Source organism: Bradyrhizobium sp. GW821-FHT13H05 (assembly GCF_058804065.1).
Genome location: NZ_JBXAPO010000011.1, coordinates 67202 through 87696 on the forward strand (window position 1 = coordinate 67202; position 20495 = coordinate 87696).

The 20495-nt window shown below is 64.4% G+C and carries 17 protein-coding genes; 3 read left to right on the forward strand and 14 right to left on the reverse strand.

The genetic code is table 11. From position 1 onward, the window contains the following. Nucleotides 1–144 precede the first annotated feature (144 nt). Nucleotides 145–1551: an autotransporter outer membrane beta-barrel domain-containing protein gene (locus AC1RR3_RS27665; RefSeq protein WP_492826582.1), complete on the forward strand. Its 1407-nt coding sequence runs from the start codon at nt 145–147 to the stop codon at nt 1549–1551. Nucleotides 1552–1561: 10 nt separating this feature from the next. On the opposite strand, the gene AC1RR3_RS27670 is transcribed toward AC1RR3_RS27665, so the two are convergent. The 9 genes from AC1RR3_RS27670 to AC1RR3_RS27710 all read right to left on the reverse strand — a co-directional run bounded on the left by AC1RR3_RS27670 (nt 1562) and on the right by AC1RR3_RS27710 (nt 11319). After that, the gene (locus tag AC1RR3_RS27670) at nt 1562–2539 is read right to left on the reverse strand and encodes a TRAP transporter substrate-binding protein (RefSeq protein WP_492826584.1); all 978 of its coding nucleotides are present in this window, start codon (nt 2537–2539) and stop codon (nt 1562–1564) included. 28 nt (nt 2540–2567) lie between these two features. Next, a complete protein-coding gene (locus AC1RR3_RS27675; protein ID WP_492826586.1) occupies nt 2568–3881 on the reverse strand; it encodes a TRAP transporter large permease in 1314 nt (437 codons plus the stop codon). Between the two features lie 2 nt (nt 3882–3883). After that, entirely contained in the window at nt 3884–4471 is a 588-nt protein-coding gene (locus AC1RR3_RS27680) for a TRAP transporter small permease (protein ID WP_492826588.1), read from the reverse strand. Between the two features lie 144 nt (nt 4472–4615). Continuing rightward, nucleotides 4616–5413 (reverse strand): MBL fold metallo-hydrolase, encoded by a 798-nt coding sequence (locus tag AC1RR3_RS27685; protein ID WP_492826590.1) that lies wholly within the window; start codon nt 5411–5413, stop codon nt 4616–4618. A gap of 13 nt (nt 5414–5426) precedes the next feature. Next, the gene (locus AC1RR3_RS27690; protein ID WP_492826592.1) at nt 5427–6203 is read right to left on the reverse strand and encodes a TatD family hydrolase; all 777 of its coding nucleotides are present in this window, start codon (nt 6201–6203) and stop codon (nt 5427–5429) included. A gap of 13 nt (nt 6204–6216) precedes the next feature. After that, nucleotides 6217–8214, reverse strand: a complete 1998-nt coding sequence (gene metG, locus AC1RR3_RS27695; protein WP_492826594.1) for a methionine--tRNA ligase — start codon at nt 8212–8214, stop codon at nt 6217–6219. Nucleotides 8215–8324: 110 nt separating this feature from the next. Further along, nucleotides 8325–9371 carry a DNA polymerase III subunit delta' gene (locus tag AC1RR3_RS27700; RefSeq protein WP_492826596.1) on the reverse strand — a complete coding sequence of 349 codons (1047 nt, stop codon included), beginning with the start codon at nt 9369–9371 and terminating at the stop codon, nt 8325–8327. Then, nucleotides 9368–10054, reverse strand: coding sequence for a dTMP kinase (gene tmk, locus AC1RR3_RS27705; protein WP_492826598.1), 687 nt, complete (start codon nt 10052–10054; stop codon nt 9368–9370). Before tmk ends, AC1RR3_RS27700 begins: the two co-directional genes overlap by 4 nt. Nucleotides 10055–10056: 2 nt before the next feature. Beyond that, entirely contained in the window at nt 10057–11319 is a 1263-nt protein-coding gene (locus tag AC1RR3_RS27710) for a D-alanyl-D-alanine carboxypeptidase family protein (protein WP_492826600.1), read from the reverse strand. Nucleotides 11320–11472: 153 nt separating this feature from the next. On the opposite strand from AC1RR3_RS27710, the gene AC1RR3_RS27715 reads away from it, so the two are divergent. Further along, nucleotides 11473–12429: an alpha/beta fold hydrolase gene (locus tag AC1RR3_RS27715; RefSeq protein WP_492826602.1), complete on the forward strand. Its 957-nt coding sequence runs from the start codon at nt 11473–11475 to the stop codon at nt 12427–12429. Here the strand turns inward: AC1RR3_RS27715 and AC1RR3_RS27720 are convergent. The 4 genes from AC1RR3_RS27720 to AC1RR3_RS27735 all read right to left on the reverse strand — a co-directional run bounded on the left by AC1RR3_RS27720 (nt 12426) and on the right by AC1RR3_RS27735 (nt 14750). Beyond that, the gene (locus AC1RR3_RS27720) at nt 12426–12959 is read right to left on the reverse strand and encodes a GNAT family N-acetyltransferase (RefSeq protein WP_492826604.1); all 534 of its coding nucleotides are present in this window, start codon (nt 12957–12959) and stop codon (nt 12426–12428) included. The two genes, AC1RR3_RS27715 and AC1RR3_RS27720, sit on opposite strands and share 4 nt — an antisense overlap. 22 nt (nt 12960–12981) lie before the next feature. Beyond that, the gene (locus tag AC1RR3_RS27725) at nt 12982–13524 is read right to left on the reverse strand and encodes a phage tail protein (protein ID WP_492826606.1); all 543 of its coding nucleotides are present in this window, start codon (nt 13522–13524) and stop codon (nt 12982–12984) included. Nucleotides 13525–13561: 37 nt separating this feature from the next. Continuing rightward, on the reverse strand, nt 13562–14089 hold the full coding sequence (locus AC1RR3_RS27730; protein ID WP_492826608.1) for a phage tail protein: 528 nt from the start codon (nt 14087–14089) through the stop codon (nt 13562–13564). Between the two features lie 115 nt (nt 14090–14204). Then, complete coding sequence (locus AC1RR3_RS27735) at nt 14205–14750, reverse strand: phage tail protein (RefSeq protein WP_492826610.1); 546 nt, start codon at nt 14748–14750, stop codon at nt 14205–14207. Between the two features lie 522 nt (nt 14751–15272). Here AC1RR3_RS27735 and AC1RR3_RS27740 point away from each other — a divergent pair. Continuing rightward, on the forward strand, nt 15273–19265 hold the full coding sequence (locus tag AC1RR3_RS27740) for an IPT/TIG domain-containing protein (protein WP_492826612.1): 3993 nt from the start codon (nt 15273–15275) through the stop codon (nt 19263–19265). Nucleotides 19266–19312: 47 nt separating this feature from the next. Here AC1RR3_RS27740 and AC1RR3_RS27745 read toward each other — a convergent pair whose 3' ends face one another. Continuing rightward, entirely contained in the window at nt 19313–20239 is a 927-nt protein-coding gene (locus tag AC1RR3_RS27745; protein ID WP_492826614.1) for a septal ring lytic transglycosylase RlpA family protein, read from the reverse strand. Between the last annotated feature and the right edge of the window lie 256 nt (nt 20240–20495).

Below are 20495 nucleotides of genomic sequence, written 5' to 3' on the forward strand. Positions count from 1 at the left end.
GGAGACACGAGAAGAAAAGATTGGAAAACATTAGAGACGCATTTACGATTCCGCATCGTCGGATTCGCTGCTTCCACCTGATTCGCCGCGCGGGCTGCGCGGCCGGCGTCCGGCGCGGTTGGGGCGCTTCATGCGGTTGGTGTCGTGAGCGCGGACGCGCGTGCGTGTCTGGCGCTGCTGCTATTGACGGCCGGATTGCTGCTGCCGCACGCGGCCGGTGCGCAGGTCATGCGCGAATTCGGCGCGTTCGGGGGCGCCGAGAATTTTAGCTCTTCCGGTCCCAATGGGCCGGGCAACGGCTTCAACAATTTCGGCAGCGGCAACAATTTTGGCGGCATGGGTGGCCCCATGGTCGGCGGCCCGCAGGCCTCGGGCTTTGGCGGAGCGCTGTTCGGTGGTGGCAGCAATGGCGCCGGCGGGATGCCGCCGAACTATGGCTGGAACGCTGAGCCACCGGGACTTGCCGGCGCGGCGCGCTTCGGCATGCGGCAGGCCTTTGGCGGCGGCTCCGATGGCAGCTCGCAGGGCGAGACGGCGCAAGCCACGTTTCTGGCGATGACGCAGTTCATGCAGACCCTGCTCGATCCCGCCATCGACGGGCGCGGCATCGGCGCAGCCGAACTCGATGCAGAGCTGTCGGCCTACGCCGATATCGGAAACGACCGGACGCATGGCGGCATCGGCCGCGAAGCCTATAGCGCGATCTACGGCAGACCCTCGCTCGCTTCGGCGCACTGGAATGTCTGGGCTGCCGGCTTCGGCGGTTCGCAAGTGTCGACCGGCGGCACCGCCTCCGCCAACCGGAGCTTCGGCACTGTGGTTGGCGCTGATTATTCGCTGTCGCCGCAGACGCGGATGGGGGGCGCGCTCGCCGGCGGCGGCACTGGCTATGCCAACAATTTCTCCAGCGGCCGCTCGGATCTGTTCCAGGCCGGCGCTTTCGTCAGGCATTCGATAGGACCGGCCTATGTCGCAACTGCGCTCGGCTATGGTTGGCAGGCCATCACCGGCGACTATCAGGTAACGCCGACCGGCACGAGCCAGCTCAACGTGGCCGTCAACGCCAACGCCTATTCCGGCCGGCTCGAAGGCGGCTACCGCTTGGGCATGCCCTGGCTCGGTATCACGCCCTATGCCGCCGCACAGATCACCACGTTCCGCCTGCCCTCCAATGCCGCGCAGCCGGCCTATGCCACCGATCCGTCTTCCCCGGCGCCCGCCAGCGACAGTTTCACCGACACCCGCGCCGAACTCGGCCTGCGCACCAGCACGTCCTTTGCGCTATTTGGCAGCGTGATGAACCTGCGCGGACGGCTCGCCTGGGCGCATGATTTCAGCGCGGGGCAGTCGATCCCCGCCGCGTTCCAATCCCTGCCCGGCCAGGGTTTTATTGTCGGCGGCACGGCATTGGCGCCGAACGCCGCGCTGACGGGCGTTGCGCTCGAACTTCGCGACCTGAACGGGTGGTCCGCCTCAGCGAACTTCGATAGTGAAGTGTCGAGCCTGGTGCGCTCCTACACCGGCAAGGCCGTGCTGCGCTACGCGTGGTGACTTTGCGCCCTCACATCTTCTTGTAAGCATCGACCACGGCCTGGCCGTCGGCACCGGCCTTCTTGAGCCAGTCGGCGGTGAGCTGATCGCCGACCTTCTGGAAGCCGGTCTTCAGGGCAGGGCTGGGCGGCTCGACCGTCATGCCCTTGGCCTTGAGCTGATCGATGTACCAATTGGCTTTCTCTTCCCAGGCCTTCCAGCCGCGCGTCTCGGCGGTGGCCGCAGCCTTCAGGATGGCGTCCTGGGTCGGCTTGTCGAGCGCCTCGAACGCGGCCTTGTTGACGAAGGTGTAGTCCTTCGGAATCCAGGCCTGCACGTCGTAGAAATATTTCAGCGACTCCCATGCCTTGGAATCGTAGCCGGTGCCGCCCGACGACATGAACGAATTCACGACGCCCGTTGCGAGCGCTTGCGGCAGCTCGGCCGCCTGGATCGTGACCGACTGGGCGCCGACCAGTTCACCGATGCGCGCGGTCCCGACGTTGTAGGCGCGCCATTTCAGGCCCTTCATGTCCTCGATGGTGGCGAGCGGCTTGTTGACATAGACGCCCTGCGGCGCCCATGGCACCACGAACAGGAGCTTGAGACCTTGCGCCTCGAGCTTCTTCGTGATCAGCGGCTTCGAGGCTTGGTAGAGCTTCATCGAGTCCGGAAAGCTCGTCGCAAGGAACGGAACGACGTCGACACCGTAGATCGGGTCCTCGTTCTCGTGGATCGACAGCAGCACCTCGCCCATTTGCGCCTGTCCGGTCATAACCGCACGCTTGATGTCGGGCGCCTTGAAGAGCGAGGCTCCCGGATGGACCGTGATCTGAAGCTTGCCGGACGTGGCGGCTTCGACGTCCTTGGCGAACGCAACCAGATTTTCCGAGTGCGGATTGTCGGCGGGGTATGCTGCCGGCAGATTCCATTTGGTTTGAGCCAAGACGGGCGATGCAGCCAGCATGGCCCCGGCGATCAGGCCTGCGCGAATGAAACGAGACTTCATCGGAGTTCTCCTCACGGTCGAATTGAGATCAGTCGGGGAAAGCGAGCTTGGGCAGCAGCAGCACGATCTGGGGATATTCGGTGATGATGAACACGGCGACCAGCAGCAGCACGAAGAACGGGAAAGCCGCTCGCGCAACGGTAAACGTATCGCGGCCGCTCATGTTCTGGAGCACGAACAGGTTGAACCCGACCGGCGGCGTGATCTGCGCCATCTCGACATGGATGATGAGATAGACGCCGAACCAGACCAGATCGAGCCCGGCCTGCTTGACCATCGGCAGCACGATGACAGCCGTCAGCACGATCATCGAAATGCCGTCGATCAGGCATCCCAGGATGATGTACATGATGCTGAGATACAGCGCGAGCATGCCGGGTGTGAGCTGCTGCCCCTGCACCCAGGTCGCAAGCGCAGCAGGGATGCCGGTATAGGCCATTGCTGCCGTGGTGTAGGCTGCGCCCGCCAGGATCAACATGATCATGCAGGTCAGCCGCGTCGCGCTCATGATGCTTTCGAGAAAATTCTTGCGCGTGAGCGTGCCGCTCCACCACGCCAGCAGGATCGCGCCGGCAACGCCCCATGCGGCGCATTCGGTCGCGGTCGCAAAACCAAGCACGAGCGAGAGGAAGACCGCGAGGATCAGCAGCAGGCACGGGATGAGCTTGGCGGACTCCTGCAGTTTCCGGCGAAACGGCATCGGTGGATCGCGAGGCGGAACCTTGCCGGGGTTCAGCAGCGACCAGATGATGATGTAGCCGGAATACAGCACCATCACGAGCGCACCGGGCAGGAAGCCCCCGAGAAAGACCTGGAGCACGGAGACGTTCGCCGTGACCGCGTAGACTACCATGGGGATCGAGGGCGGGATCAACAGGCCGAGCGTGCCGGAGCCGGCGAGCGAGCCGAGGCTGAGGCCCTTGTCGTAGCCGCGCTTGTCGAGCTCGGGCAGCGCGATCTTGCCGATGGTGGCGCAGGTCGCGGCCGATGATCCCGACACCGCCGCGAAGATGCCGCAGCCGATCACGTTCACATGTGTCAGCCGTCCCGGCAGCCATTGGACCCAGGGCGACAGGCCACGGAACATCTCCTCGGACAATTTGGTGCGGAACAGGATTTCGCCCATCCAGATGAACAGCGGCAGTGCGGCCAGCGTCCAGGACGAGCTCGCGCTCCAGGTCGTGGTCGCAAGCACCGAGCCGAGCGGCAGGCTCGTGGTCAGCGCCATCGCGACGAAGCCGACAAGCCCGAGCGAAACCGCGATCCAGACGCCGCTTCCCAGCAGCAAGATCATGACGCCGAGCAGGACGAAGGAGAGCTCGATCATGCCGAGATTGGCCATGGTCAACCTCCGCCGCCCTGCGAGATGCGCTCGATGAATTCGTCCGGCGTCTCCTCGGGCGAACCCTTCTCGTAGCTCGGACGCTTGCCGACGACGACATTGACCATCTCGTCGATCAGCGCGATCGACAGGATCACGAGACCGCCGCCAAAGCCGAGCTGGGGAATCCAGAGCGGCAGCGCGACGACGCCCTGCGCCACGTCGTTGAAGCGCCAGGAGTCGTAGGTCATCTGCAAGGCATGTCGGGTGAAGTAGAGAATGAAGGCGGTCGCGATCCCAAGCGCCACGATCTCCGCGACCTGCTTGGTCCGTCCGTGCAGGCGCTCAAGCAGCAGACCGACGCGGATCATCTCGCCGCGCTTGAAGGTGTGGGCGAGGCCCAGAAAAGCCATCGCCGCCATGCACCAGGATGCGAAATCATCTCCGGCCGGGATGTTGAGTGCAAACTGGCGACCGACCGACATCACCATCATGATGGCGAAGATCGCGACCAGAAACGCGCCAGCGGCAACGCCTGAGGCAAGATAAAGCAGATCCAGAGCGCGCCGGACCGGCCCAACAGAATTTGCGTCGTCGCCGTTCCCTGCCACGCGGCCCCCATCCTCATCCTGCGGCGCAATCAAGCTTGATTAGCGCCGTCAGCCAACGTCTGTCCTTCAGACGTTAGACCAACACGATGAGGCCCGCGAAAGCAAGGAGCATGCCGCCCTGCGGCAAATTTCCACTGGACAGGTTCAGTGCGTCTCCAACCGCATCCCATCGTAAGCCGGCACGACGCCTGACGGCAGCGATTGCCGGATCACCTCGTAATCGACATCGGCGGTCATGTTGGTGATGACCGCGCGCTTCGGCTTGAAGCGCTCGATCCACGACAGCGCGTCGTTGATGCTGAAATGGCTGGAATGCTGGGTGTAGCGCAAGCCGTCGACGATCCAGAGATCGAGATTTTCCAATGCGCCCCAGCTCTCGCGCGGGATGTCGTTCAGGTCGGGCGTGTAGGCGGCGTTGCCAATGCGGTAGCCGAGCGCGGGAATCTGGCCATGCTGGACCAGGAAGGCGGTCATGGTGACGTCCCCGCCCTTGCCGCCGATGGTCTGGCTCTCGCCGGCCTCGATCGAGTGGCGGTGCAGGATCGGCGGGTAGTCGCTGCCCTCAGGCGAAATGAAGCAATAGGAGAACCGCGCCATGATGTCTTTGGCGGTCGACTGGTTGAAATAGACCGGAATGCGCTTGCGCATGTGGAGCACGACCGAGCGCAGATCGTCCATGCCATGGGTCTGGTCGGCATGCTCGTGCGTCAGGAACACCGCGTCGATGTGGTCGACATTGGTATCGATGAGCTGCTCGCGCAGATCGGGCGAGGTGTCGATCACGATGCGCGTGGTGCCGTGGCTCGACGTCTTTTCGACCAGCAGCGAGCAGCGGCGGCGGCGGTTCCTGGGATTGTTGGGATCGCAGGCGCCCCAGCCGAGTGCCGGGCGCGGCACGCCGGCGGAGGAGCCGCAGCCCAGGATCGTCAGTGTCAGTGTCATGCGGCTCCCAACCTCACGCTTTCACCTTGGAGAACAGGCGGAAGAAGTTTTCGGTGGTCTGGCGTGAGATCTCATCAAGCGACACGCCGCGCGTCTCGGCAAGCACCTTGGCGACCTCGACCACATAGGCCGGCTCGTTGCGCTTGCCCCGGAACTTGCCCGGCGCAAGATAGGGCGAGTCTGTTTCAACCAGAATACGATCGGCTGGCAGCTCGGCCGCGAGCGCACGCAGGGTTTCCGACTTCTTGAAGGTCAGGATGCCCGTGAAGCCGATATAGAGCCCGAGCGAGACTGCCTTCAGGGCCAGCTCGCGCCCGCCCGTGTAACAATGCAGCACGGCGTCAAACGATCCCTTGGCAACTTCCTCTTCCAGTATCCGCGCGCAATCCTCATCCGCCTCACGGGTGTGGATCACCAGCGGCAGGCCGGTCGCGCGGGCCGCCGCGATGTGAGCACGAAAGCCCCTCGCCTGCGCCTCCGGCGAACCGTTGTCGTAGAAATAGTCGAGCCCGGCCTCGCCGAGCGCGACGACCTTGGGATGCTCTGTGAGCGCGATCAACTCGTCCGGCGTGATGCCGTCCTCCTCATCCGCGTTGTGCGGATGGGTGCCGACCGAGCAATAGACATCGTCGAAGCGCTCGGCGATGGCGAGAAGCTCGTTCAGCTTTCGCACCCGCGTCGAGATCGTGACCATGCGGCCGATTCCGGCCGCACGCGCGCGCGACACGATCCCGTCGAGATCCTCCGCAAAGTCCGGAAAATCCAGGTGGCAGTGACTGTCGACCAGCATCGCCCGAACGCCTTTAGGCCGCGGGCTCGATGTAGCGCGGGAACGCTGGCGTCGGCGCGGGGAGCGTCGAGCCAGCTGCGATCCGCCTGTCACCGCCGAGCATCGCAAAGTTGCGTTCGCCTGCGGGAATACCGAGGCTGTCGAGCAATAATCCGGAGGCGGTCGGCATCGCCGGCTGGGCCAGGATCGCGATCTGGCGCACGACTTCGGCGGTGACATAGAGCACCGTCTTCTGCCGTGCAGGATCGGTCTTGGCCAGCGCCCACGGCGCCTCGCCCGCGAAATAGCGGTTGGCCTCCGCGACCACGGCCCACACGGCGTTGAGCCAGTGATGGATCTGCTGCGTCGCCATCGCCTCGCGTGACGCGGCGATCATCCCGTCGGCCATCGCCAGGATCGCTTTGTCGTTGTCGCTGAACGCGCCGGGCTCCGGCAGCACGCCGCCGAACTGCTTTGCGATCATCGACAGCGAGCGCTGCGCGAGGTTGCCGAGATCGTTGGCAAGATCGGCATTGATGCGCGCGACGATGGCCTCGTGGTTGTAGTTACCGTCCTGGCCGTACGAGACCTCGCGCAGAAAGAAATAGCGCATCTGGTCGACGCCATACTGGTCGGCAAGATTGAAGGGATCGACGACATTGCCGACCGACTTCGACATCTTCTCGCCCCTGTTGAACAGGAAGCCATGGGCATAGACCCGCTTCGGCAGCGAAATGCCCGCCGACATCAGGAATGCCGGCCAGTACACCGCGTGGAAGCGGATGATGTCCTTGCCGATGATGTGCACGTCCGCCGGCCAATAGCGCCAATTGACATCGCCCTCGTCGGGGAAGCCGACGCCGGTGATGTAGTTCGTCAGCGCGTCGACCCAGACATACATCACGTGATCTTCGGCGCCTGGGACTTTGACGCCCCAGTCGAAGGTCGTGCGGGAGATCGAGAGATCGCGCAGGCCCCCCCTGACGAAACTGACGACCTCGTTGCGGCGTGAATCCGGACCGATGAACTGCGGATTGTCCGTGTAGAGCTTCAGGAGCTTGTCCTGATAGGCCGACAGGCGGAAGAAATAGCTTTTCTCCTCGACCCATTCGACCGGCGTGCCCTGCGGGCCAAGGCGCACGCCGTCGTCGTTCAGGCGTGTTTCGTCCTCGGCGTAATAGGCTTCGTCGCGCACCGAGTACCAGCCGGAATAGCTGTCGAGATAGATGTCGCCGTTCGCTTCCATGCGCCGCCAAATCTCCTGGCTGGAGCGGTGGTGCTGCTCTTCAGTCGTGCGGATGAAACGGTCGAACGACACGTTCAGGCGCTGGTCCATCTCCCTGAAGCGGTCGGCATTACGGGTCGCGAGCGCGGACGGGGTGAGTCCCTCGTTCTGCGCGGTCTGAACCATTTTCTGGCCGTGCTCGTCGGTACCGGTCAGGAAGAACACGTCCTTGCCGTCGAGGCGCGCGAAACGTGCCAGCACGTCGGCCGAGATCGCCTCATAGGCGTGACCGATATGCGGGTTGCCGTTCGGATAGGCGATCGCGGTCGAGATGTAGAAGACGTTGTCACGCGCTGGCGCAGGCGCTTGCGAAGCCGCGACGGGCTCCGGCGCGCGCGGCGCCTTGGGTTTCGATACCTTGGGCGTCGCAGCTTTCGGCGGCGTCGCAACAGAAGCCGGTGCGGTGGTCACGGCGGGAGCGATCACCCTCGCCTTCTTGGCCACCTTCTTCGCTGGAGCCTTGTTCTGCTCGGGAGCCTTGGCTGGCTTGCCGGCGGTCTTTGTCTTCGAAGCCTTCTTGGCGACGACCTGCTTCTTCGCAGCCTTCTTCCCGGCCTTCTTTGCCGTCTTCGCAGCGCTCTTCTTCACGCTCTTCTTGGCGACAGCCTTCTTGGTCTTCTTGACCGTTTTGGCGGCCTTGGACGCGCGCGCCTTCACAGCCTTTTTCGCGGCTTTCTTCACGGCTTTCTTGGCAGCCTTCTTCTTGCTGCTCTTGGCTTTGACGGTTTTCTTAGCTCGCGCTGCCACGATGAATTCCTTTACCGGCTTCTCAAAATTTTGGAATCGAACCTGCGTCAGGTTATTGTTTTGCGCATGATCCTCTCGGAAATCCGCTGCACACTTTTCCGGATCATGCCCTAGCGCGTCGCGTCCGCCAGCCAGCCGAACACCGAGAAAACCAAGGGCTTTCGCTCCAGATTGTAGGTTTCGGTGTCGCGCGCGGCGCGGACGATCTTTTCCCATACCTCAGCTAGGCGCGCAAGGCGCGGCAGGTTCTGGTTGGCATTGGCCTCGTCCGCATGCAGGCGGTCCGCGATCCAGCGATCGATGCCGTCGATGAAGGCCGCCAGCGCGACGCGGTCGCTGGTCCCGAGCGAATCGCCGAGCGTATGCAGCTCGCGCGGATCGACCTGTGGCAGTCGCGCCAGCAGCGCCGCCGTGCGCTGCTGGAGTTTGAGGGCGTCGCCACCGAGCAGCGTCAGTGCCCGCGCGACGCTGCCCTCGGAGGCCTCCGCCGCTTCGCGCAATGCCAGGTCGGTCGGAGCAAGGTCGGCTGCTGTGGCCGCAGCGCCGATCACATCGTCCGTGGCGAGCGGGCGCAGACGCAGCTTGCGGCAACGTGACTGAATTGTGGCGAGCACGCGCGCGGGCGCATGGCTCACCAGCAGGAACAGCGATTGCTGCGGCGGCTCCTCGAGGATCTTCAGCAGCGCATTCGCCGCATTCGGATTGAGCTCGTCGACTGTGTCAACGATGCAGACGCGCCATCCTTCCGCCGCGGCGGTCGAGCCGAAAAAGCCGATCGTCTCGCGCGTCTCGTCCACGGTGATCACGGTGCGCATCACGCCGCGGTCGTTGGCGGTGCGCTCCAGCGTCAGCAGGCCGCCATGCGAGCCGGCCGCGACCTGCCGCGCCACGTTGTCATCAGGATCGATCGCGAGCGTCTCGGCGCGCTGTACCGCGGGTGCCAGCGGCTGGCCGTGGGCGAGCACGAACCGCGCCATGCGGTAGGCCAGCGTCGCCTTGCCGATCCCCTGCGGCCCGCCGATCAGCCAGGCATGCGGGATGCGGCCGCTGCGATAGGCGGTCAGCAGCGCCGTCTCGGCCTCGCGATGGCCGAACAGCAGGCTCGTCTCGCGCGGATGTGGAGTCGCGCTCTCACGCTCGGCCTGACGCGGGCTCATACCGACACCGCCGAGGCTGGCGTCGGAAGCAGACGTTCGCGCAGTGCCGCCCAGATGCGCCCGGCGACCGTATCAGGATCGGAATTGGCATCGATCAGCACGCAGCGCGCGGGCTCGTCCGCAGCGATCTTCTGATAGGCCTCGCGCAGCCCCTGATGGAAGCCGAGCTTCTCGGCCTCGAACCGGTCGGGCATACCGCTGCCGCGGCGTGCCGCGGCGCGTTGCAGACCGATCTCGACCGGCAAATCGAGGATGATGGTGAGGTCCGGCTTGAGATCGCCGATCGTGACCCGCTGCATCGCGTTGATGAGACTGGCTGAGACGCTGCCGAGGCTGCCCTGATAGGCGCGCGTCGAGTCGGCAAAACGATCGCACAGCACCCAGGCGCCCTGGTTGAGCGCAGGCTGGATCACGGTGCGGACATGATCGTCGCGGGCGGCCGCAAACAGCAGAGTCTCGGCCTCGGGCCCGAGCAACTTGCCCATGCCCGACAGCACCAGATGACGCATGATCTCGGCCCCCGGCGAGCCGCCCGGCTCGCGCGTGACGAGGGTGCGCATCCTTGCCGCCTTGAGGCGGTCGGCGAGCTTCTTGATCTGGGTCGACTTGCCCGTCCCCTCGCCACCTTCAAAGGTGATGAAGCGTCCGCGCCCGGACCGCCGCTGTCCTGCACTCTCACTCATGATCAGAGCTTCTCGGCGCCCGCTCGGAACATGCCGATCACGAGCTCGCTGGCGCCGTCAATTGCGCGGCGCATGGTCGAGCCGGTGCCGATCGCCTCGGCGGCATAGACCGGCGTCTCCACCGCGATGTTGCCGCTGCGCCAGACCCTGACCACACCGACCTTCTGGCCGGCCTCGACCGGGGCGCGCACCGGGCCGCTATAGACGACGCGGGCGATCAGCTTGTCGCTGCCGTTCTTGTGCACCATCACCTTCACTGGATCTTTCGCGACGAGTTTCACCGAGCGACTATCGCCGCCGAACACCTTGGCGTAGCCGACGGGCTGGTCGGCCGCGATCAGGGTACGGGTCTCGAAATTACGAAAGCCCCATTCCAGCATCTTCTTGGCTTCGGTGGCGCGATCCTCGGGGTCTTCGAGCCCGTTGACGACGACGATCAGCCGCGTGCCATTCTGCACGGCAGATCCCACCATGCCGTAGCCGCCTTCCTTGGTGAATCCGGTCTTCAGGCCGTCAGCGCCGTCCATCGAATTGAGCAGCGGATTGCGGTTGGGCTGGCGGATCTTGTTCCAAGTGTACTCCTTCTCGCCGAACAGTTTGTAGAATTCGGGGAAGTCCAGGATGATGTGGCGCGCGAGGATGCCGAGCTCGCGCACCGTCATCTTGTTGCCGGGGTCAGGCAGGCCGTTGGAATTTCCGAAGGTCGACTTGGGCATGCCGAGCTCGCGGGCGCGCTTGGTCATGAAGTCGGCGGCAAAGATCTTCTCGTTGCCGGCGATGCCTTCGGCCAGCGCGATGCAGGCGTCGTTGCCACTCTGGATGATCGCGCCGTGCAGGAGGTCGTCGACCGAGACCTTGCTGTTGATCGCGGCGAACATGGTCGAGCCGCCCGAGGGCGCGCCACCCTTGCGCCAGGCATTCTCGCTGATCCGGTACTCGTCGGTCAGCTTCATGTCGCCCTTCTTGATGGCGTTGAAGACGACCTCTGCCGTCATCAGCTTCATCATGCTGGAGGGTGCGCGCAGCTCGTCGGCGTTCTTCTCGAACAGCACGCTGCCGCTGGAGGCCTCGATCAGGATCGCGGTGGGAGCATCGCCGTCAAAGCCGGCATCTTCCGTCTTCTTGGCACCCTGGACGCTCTGGTTGGCGGCGTACAGCGACCCGCCCCAGCCGATGCCCGCCACCAGAACCGCAGCGATCAGCCCGCGCACCAGCGCTCCGGCGGTGAACCGGTTGCGGTGGAGCGGAGAAAGACGAATTGCCATGGCCAAGCCCTGAGAGCGGCGTTCTAACAGTTGGAACCGGCGCGAACAACACGAGGCTGGCCGCCGGAACCCGAGATTGCACGATTCTCGTCGCGCCCCTATCGTGGCACCTCATATTTTTCGACCAAACCCCTGAAACAAGGCGGAAAAGCGATGTCTTCCACCCGCATGATCAAGGCCAACGGGATTGATCTGTTCGTCCGCGAAGCCGGCCAGGGTCCGCTGGTCGTGCTGTGCCACGGCTGGCCGGAACTGTCGTACTCTTGGCGCCACCAGATATCGGCGCTCGCCGATGCCGGCTTCCATATCGTCGCCCCCGACATGCGCGGCTACGGCCAAAGCTCGGCGCCGTCTGACGTGAAGGCCTATTCGATCTTCGACACAGTGGGAGACATCGTCGGCCTCGTGCAGGCGCTCGGTGAGACCAGGGCGATGGTGGTCGGCCACGACTGGGGTGCGCCGGTTGCCTGGCATGCGGCGCTGTTCCGGCCCGACATCTTCACGGCCGTTGCGGGCATGAGCGTGCCGCCGCCGTTCCGCGGCCGCGGCAAGCCGCTCGACCTGCTGCGCCAGGGCGGCGTGACCAATTTCTACTGGCAGTATTTCCAGACGCCCGGCGTCGCCGAAGCCGAGTTCGAGCATGACGTCGCCCGCACCATGCGCATCGTGCTCGGCGGTCGCGGGCTTGCCGATCCCAGCGCGGCCATGTTCGTGCAGGAAGGCAAGGGCTTCCTTGGCCACGGCACCCCGGAGGAGCCGCTGCCGGATTGGCTCAGCGAGGCAGACCTCGCCTATTTCACCGAGACCTTCCGCAAGTCCGGCTTCCGTGGTGGGCTGAACTGGTATCGCAACCTCGACCGCAACTGGGAGCTGACGGCGCCCTGGCAGGATGCGCAGATCCACCAGCCCTCGCTGTTCATTGCCGGTTCGAAGGACGCGGTCATCACCGGACTGATCGGTGCCAAGCGCGTCAACGAGCTCGAGCGCGTGCTGCCCAACCTCACGCGAAAACTCATCATCGAGGGTGCGGGCCATTGGGTGCAGCAGGAACGGCCAGATGAGGTCAACGCTGCGTTGCTCAAATTCCTGCGCGAAGCGGCCGCGCGCTAAGCCAGGTCCTTTCTCATCGCCAGCTCCTTTCTCATCGCGATGTGGGCGGCGCCCGCCTGCCCGGTCTCGACAAATCCGTGCCGCAGGTAAAATCTGTGCGCGGCCACGTTGCCCGCGAGCACCGTGAGCGTCAGCGCTCCGACACCCTGCTGCCGTGCGCTCGCTTCGAGGGCGTCGAAGATTGTCGCGCCTACGCCACGACCGCAATCGGCCGGCAGCAGCGCGATGTCGATGATGTGCCAGCGCTCGCTTTCGCGATGAAGCAGCAACCGGCCGATCGCGATCCCATCATCCGTGACGATCAGCGAGATCGCGCCCGGAAACTGCGCGGCATAGCCGGCCGCCTGGCTGCGAAACTGTTGCGTGATGATCTGGCCGACGATCGGCCCGGACAGGCCGGTCGCGGTGAATTGCCCTGTCCGCACTTCCTCGAAGAGACGTCGGATGAACGGCTCGTCGATCGGGCCCGCGGCCCGCAGCCGCAGTGCAGGATCGTCCAGGACGATGTCGAGCGGCGCGTCGTCAATCATGCCGTCGCGCACTCAAGATGGTTCAGGAGAAGGACGGAAAAATTCCTGCATAGGCGATGCACCAGACGATCGCCTGGGTGGGCTGCGTGTTGTCGTGAGGAAGGTTCTGCCCGGTGAGCGCGACGGCGTTCGGCGCCAAGGTCAGCGTGCCGGGAGGCGCCGTGAACCCGTTGAAGCCAGGATCAATCGCCACCGTACTCCCCGCCGCTCCGGGACCTGCCGTTGCGCCTTGCGCGGTCTTGCTGCCGAGTTGCAGGACGTGCGAGTGCTTCGCCATGTTGTCGCCGATCAAGTTCACCTGAGCACTGCCGACGATTTCGCCGATGACGCGGTTCTGCAATCCCGGACCTTGGCCCTGGCTGATCGCGACCGAACCGTTCAGGTTCGGCAGGGCGAAATTGGTCGTCCCGTTGCCGCCGTAATAGGTGCCGATCAGGGAATACAGCGCCGCGAAACGCTGAATCGGCATGAGCTGGCCGCCGCAGGGCAGCCAAGCCTGGTTGAAGCCGCCGACCGCGAAAGGAAACGGGAAGGCCTGGATTTCTCCAAGGAACGGATCTGACATGGTGTCTACCTCGAGACTGAATATTGATGCGCGCAGCCTAGCCGGACGAAGGAAAGATGCCTGCGTAGCAGATGCAATAATTGGCAACGACGGTCGGCATCATGTTGTCATGCCCGACATTGTTGCCCGCCGGGGCGACGCAGGCAGCCATCGTGGCGTACGTCCCGGCGTTCGCGACCGGCGCGTAGAGTTCACCTGCTGACGCCGTGGCAAGATGGAGTGTCTGCCCGGGCGTTGCAGCCGTTCCAATCGCGGTGGAGGACACCAGCGCATGACTATGGGCCGGCATTTCGCCTTCAACCAACGTGTGCTGCTCCTCACCGCCGACCTGCCCCAGCGCATAGTTCGGATAGCCTTGCCCCTGCCCCTGTCCGATCGCAACGCGGCCGCGAAGATCCGGAAGGTTGAAGGTGGTGTTACCATCGCCACCATAGGTCGTGCCGAGGACGGCGTAGAGCGTGTCATATTGTGAAATCGGTAGCGATTGCCCGGCGCAGGCCAACCAACCGTTGGGAATACGTGGAAAGCCGAACAGTCGAATCTCGCCGATAAACGGATCTGCCATCGCCTATGATCCTTTGCTTGTACACGCCATTTTTTCAATTTGATGGGTGCATGCGTAGAAGTTCGAAGCGTCGATGCGGAGGGATGTCGTTCGCGCAAGTCCAGTCTCGCGACGGTCAGTCTCGCGACGGATACGTCCCCTGCATCGCAATCAGATAGCTGATCGCGAGATAGGGCTGCAGGTTGTTGTGCGCCTGGCCACGGCCCTCATTCACCAGGTTGGTGCCGACCGCCAGAGGCGTGTCGCCAGCGCCCGGCACTGCGAAAATCATCGTCGGATTGTTCGCCGGCAGGGAGTTCGTCCCGAAAACATTGTTGTTGGGAGGGACGTTTCCACGTCCGGCTCCGGCCGTCGCGGACACTTGAATGAGATGGTTGTGGGCCGGGAGCTGCGACGCAATCAGGGTGACCGAATTCGTTCCGCTGACCATGCCGACCGGGTATGAACCACCGCCGCCACTCGAGCCAAGGATCGCGCGACCACGCAGATCGGGAAGCGCAAACGTCGTCGTTCCGTTGCCGCCATAGTAGGTACCGAGCAACGAGAACAGCGCGGAGTTTTGCTGGATCGCCAGCAGCGCGCCGTTACACAGCGCCCAGCCCCTGGGAATCACTGCGCCCGCAAAAGGCATAATCTGGCCGAGAACAGGCTGGTACGGCATGACCCCTCCCCAAATAAACTAGCGACGCGTCGCGCGATGATGCAGACCACGACGGCAATACTTAAATTAAAGAATGAATGTCTTACGGACCACTCGTCGAGATTGTTGATCAGCCTGCGTTGACAGTCAAGCACAAGCGCAACCATAAATTGACGCACCAGGCGCTCCCGTCGAGATTGCACCCAAGCACGCTTTTGTTGCAGCCTTGCAACGGTTCGCCGGAAAGTGGTGCCCGCGACTTGGTTCCAGCAGTTTGGGGGCCTTGTGCGCTTGCGTTGTGCAGCGCGTCTCGTCCAAATGCACGCAACAATATACGCGAATAATTTCACAATCAGGGATTTAGGCGGATGCTCTAGTGAGAGCTGCCGCCAAGGGGGGCCGGTGAGTCACGCGATTGCGGTGGCCGTGCCAGACATAATCGGGGAATTGGTGGTCCCGGCACGCGATGGTGGTGCCATGCCTTCGCGGATATTGCGCTCTGTCTGGCGGGCGGCTCAACGTATCTGCATCGCGGCCGTCTTGATGCTCGGCGCAATGGCCGCGGCGAACGCGGCTTGCGATCAAACGACCAACTCAACATCCGGCGTAACGGTCAACTTCACCTCGGTCGGCCAGACCTACCGCCTGTGTTTTACTGTGGGCACGGTCTCCGCCCCTGCCGATGACTCCGTTGTATGGGGCCTTTATTCCGTCGCGGGGACGGATTCGTTTTACAACGCGCCGATCGCCAATTCGAGCGGCACCAATGGCAGCAACCAGCAGCTCACAGCGGCCGACTACAATCCAACGACGGCGAAGGCGACCTATACGTTTCATCCGACCAACCCGAATCAAAACGGTCAAAGCGCGAACGCCGGCCAGGCCGAGATCGACATCACGCTGAACAGCGCGACGGGTAACGGACCGGACACGATCACGCTCTATTACACGCCGGGCTGCAGCGATTTCAACGGAGGCTGCACCGGCAGTTCGATCGCGAACACCGCCTATGTGTTCACCATCAATCTGCCCAGCCCGCCGACGGTGACGTCGATCTCGCCAGCAAGCGGTCCGCTGGCGGGCGGAACGTCAGTGACCATCACCGGGACGAATTTCACCGGAGCCACCGCTGTCAAATTCGGGGCGGCGAGCGCGACGGGCGTTACAGTCGTCAACGCAACAACGATCACCGCAACCTCGCCGTCCGGTACCGGCACGGTCGACGTCACAGTCACAACGCCGAGCGGAACGTCATCGACTTCGGCAGCTGATCAATTCACCTATGCTCCAGTGCCTACGGTCGCTTCGGTCACGCCCTCGACCGGCCCAGCCACCGGCGGCACCACGGTGACGGTTACTGGCACGGGCTTCGTCGTTGGCGCGACGGCGGCGAGCTTCGACGGCACCGCCGGCACAAGTGTCAGCGTCAGTTCCTCGACGTCCCTCACGGTGACCTCGCCGGCGCATGCCGCCGGCAACGTCGACATCACAGTGACGACCGCAGGCGGCACTTCAGCGATTTCCGGGGCCGATCAATTCACCTATGTTGCGGCACCGACGGTCACATCGATTTCCCCGACCTCGGGGCCAGTCGGTGGCGGTACGCTCGTGACCATCACCGGCACCAACTTCACGGGAGCGACAGCCGTGGTGTTCGGTGGATCGTCTGCGACAGGCATCACCGTCGTCAACGCGACAACGATCACAGCCACCGCGCCGGCCGGGACCGGCACCGTGGACGTCAGGGTGACGACGCCCGTGGGCGGCACTTCGGCAATTTCGGCGGCCGATCAATTCACCTATGTTCCGGCGCCGACGGTCACTTCGATTTCGCCGACCTCGGGGCCTGGCGTTGGGGGCACGTCAGTGACCATCTCTGGCACCAACTTCACGGGAGCGACAGCCGTGGTGTTCGGTGGATCGTCGGCGACAGGCATCACCGTCGTCAACGCGACAACGATCACAGCCACCTCGCCGGCCGGGGCCGGCACCGTGGACGTCAGGGTGACGACGCCCGTGGGCGGGACCTCGGCAACATCGGCAGCCGATCAATTCACCTATGTTCCGGCGCCGACGGTCACTTCGATTTCGCCGACCTCGGGGCCAGGCGTTGGGGGCACGTCAGTGACCATCACCGGCACCAATTTCACAGGCGCGACAGCCGTGGTGTTTGGTGGATCGTCGGCGACAGGCGTCACCGTCGTCAACGCGACAACGATCACAGCCACGTCGCCGGCCGGGACCGGCACTGTGGACGTCAGGGTGACGACCCCTGGCGGGACCTCCGCAGCCTCGGCCGCGGACCAGTTCACCTATTTTGCCGCACCGACCGTGACGTCGATCTCGCCAACGGGCGGTCCGCTCGCGGGCGGCACGTCGGTGACGGTCACCGGCACCAATTTCACCGGCGCGACCGCCGTGAAGTTCGGCGCAGCCAGTGCCACCGGCGTCACAGTCAATTCCGCGACCTCGATCACCGCAACCTCTCCAGCCGGCACAAGCACGGTGGACGTCACGGTCACGAATCCGGGCGGAACGTCGGCCACCTCAGCCGCGGACCAGTTCACCTACGCCGCGACTCCGGCAGTGACGTCGGTTTCCCCGAATGCGGGCTCGACGACGGGCGGAACGTCGGTCACCATCACCGGTACCGCGTTGTCAGGCGCGACGGCAGTCAAGTTCGGCACGATCAACGCGACCAGCTTCACGGTCAATTCGGCGACCTCGATCACAGCGACCTCGCCGACCGGCGCCGGCACGGTCGATATCACCGTGACCACACCGGGCGGAACATCCGCCATATCGGCATCGGATCAATTCAGCTACACGCCCGCACCGTCCGTCACCTCGATCTCGCCAAGCTCCGGATCGGCGATCGGCGGCACGTCCGTGGCGATCACGGGGACCGGATTCACGGGCGCCACCGCAGTGAAATTCGGCACCAACAATGCGGCGACCTTCACGGTGAACTCGGCGACGTCGATCACGGCGACGTCGCCCGCTGGCGCCGGCACGGTCGACGTGACCGTCACGACGGTCGGAGGCACGTCGCCCACCTCGGCCGCAGACAGGTTCACTTATCTGTCCGCCGCGACGACGACGACGCTCACCTCCTCGAAGAACCCGAGCAGCTACGGCGAGTCGGTGACGTTCACGGCCAATGTGCACAGCACCGGCGGGACGCCGACGGGTACCGTGACATTCTTCGACGGCACGACGCCGATCGGCACATCGACGCTTTCGGCCGGCGTCGCCACCTTTGCGACGACAACGCTCGCCGTCGGCAGCCACACGATCACGGCAGCCTATAATGTCAGCGCTGCCTTCGACGCCTCGACCTCGCCGACCCTGAACCAGACGGTCGACATTCCCGCCGACAGCGCCAAGCTGCGCGCGCTCCAGGTCAACGTCACCAAGATCGTGGCGCAGAGCTCGGGGCAGGCGATCTCCGGATCGATCGACACCGCGATCTCCGAAGGGTTCAGCGACGGCGGGCAATACATCACGCCGGGCGCGGGTGGCATGCGCGTCAACTTTGCCGCCACGCCCGACGGCGATGACGACGACAAGCCCAAATCCGATCAGGCATCTCACGGCTCCGACGCCTATGCGGGCAGGACCGGCGGCCGTGGGCGCGGCGGCTCGCGGATCGATGATGCCTTCGCCGCGATCGATCACGCCGCGCCGACCAAGGCACCGGCTGCGCGCTTCAGGGAGCGCAAGGACTGGCTGTTCTGGATCGACGTGCGCGGCACCGGCATCGACCGCTGGGGCTCGTCCGGCAACATCGGCCAGGGCGCGAACCAGGCCACGCTCTACGGCCAGCAGATCAACCTGCTCTCGGGCCTGACCTATCGGGCACGGCCCGACCTGCTGGTCGGTGTGGTCGGCGGCTACGAGAACTTCAGCTACACCGAGACCGACATCAACGGGAAGCTGAAGGGCGACGGCTGGACCGTCGGCGCCTATCTCGGCTGGAAGATCATCCCGACGCTGCGTTACGACGCGGCCGTGACCTATTCCGGCATCGGCTATAACGGCGTTGCCGGCACCGCCCAGGGCAGTTTCAACGGCAATCGCTGGATGTTCGCGACCGGCTTCACCGGCAGCTACAATTGGGCGAATTTCAATATCGAGCCGTCGGCCAAAGTCTACGCGCTGTGGGAGCGCGAGAACGCCTATGTCGACTCGCTCGGCACTTCGCAGGCCGCCCGCACCTTCTCCAGCGGCCGCGCCTCGGCCGGCAGCAGGGTCTCCTATCCCATCCCGTGGCTCGATAGCGTGCTGCTGATGCCCTATGCCGGCGTCTATGCCGATTACTACTTCACCCAGGACGACGCAGCCGCGATCGTTGCCGCCGGCGCCTTGCCGCTCGCTTCAACGCCATTGCTCCAGGGCTGGTCGGCGCGGGTCACCGGCGGCATCGGTGCCCGGCTCGCAGGTGGCTCCACGGTCGGCTTCGGCGCCGAACTCGGCGGCATCGGCGGCAACACGCAGATCTGGACCTTTACGGGACGCGCGCGCATCCCGTTCTGATCATCTGCTACCAGCGACGGGTTTTGCCGCTGACCGATTGTCCAGGCTTAGTAGAGGCCGCGGCCGCTCAGGATACCGCGGGCCTCGGCGGCACCGTCAGAAGCGTCGGGAGCACTGTCGGAGGCATAGCGCCCGTCCTGGTCATAGGACACCTGCCGGGCATTCTGGAGCGCCCGGCCCCGGCTGCGGCTCGAGGCCGACATCTCAGAGGTCGCATTGATCGAGGCGACGTCGGCGGACGTGTTGCCGAGGCTATAGGGCCGCCCCTCCGGCATCGGGACTTCGCCCCTGATAGCACCGCGATTGGATGACGGCAGCTCCGGCACAAAGGGCCGCGCCGAGGCGACCCGGACCATCGAGGGCGACGGCGCCGGGATCCCGGTCCGCAAGGTGGCCATCAGCTGGCGGTCGTCGGAGCCTTCGAGCGGCGCCCGGCCGACATATTCGACCCGGACCTTGGCGACGCCATTGCCTTTGAATTCAAGCAGTTCGGCGGCTTTGTTCGAGACGTCGATGAGCCGGTTGCCGTGATAGGGCCCCCGGTCATTGACACGGACGATCAGCGATTTGCCGTTGGAGATGTTGGTTACCCGCGCGTAGGACGGCATCGGCAGGGTCGGATGTGCCGCCGTCAGCGAGCCCATGTCGAACACCTCGCCATTGGCGGTCAGGCGGCCGTGGAAATCATCGCCGTACCAGGACGCCATGCCCTCGGCACGGTAGTTGACGTCCTCCTCCGGCACGTAGGTCCGGCCCGCCACCACGTAGGGCTTGCCGACCCGGTAAGTGCCGCCGCCCTTCGGGACCGGATCGCCAAGAGCCACAACCCGAGGGCTCGAGGACACGCCGTATTTCGGATCGACCCGGCTGGCGAATTTGTTCGAGGAGGCGCAATTGGCGAGGGCAAGGCAGGTTGCTGCCGCCGCAAGACCACGCGCGGCCCGCAAAACCGAATCTGACCGTCGGATCCCCATTCGCCCCAAATACCATTTCGCCGGAGGCGTACCCAACCCGCTTTGGCTACGGGGAAAGCGCTGTCCGGTCATCCAATCCGAGGCGGCCCACCACCGCGTCGAACGCAGTAAGGATAACGCAACCCGAACACGGCGGAAATGGGGAGCCCCCAGCGAACCCGGTGGGATGGTAAACGGCGCGTTCGTTTCTCCCCGTTGATCTACGGAGCATGAGCCCCTGCTCTGTGCCACTCCCGGACATTCTGTTGCGCCAAAT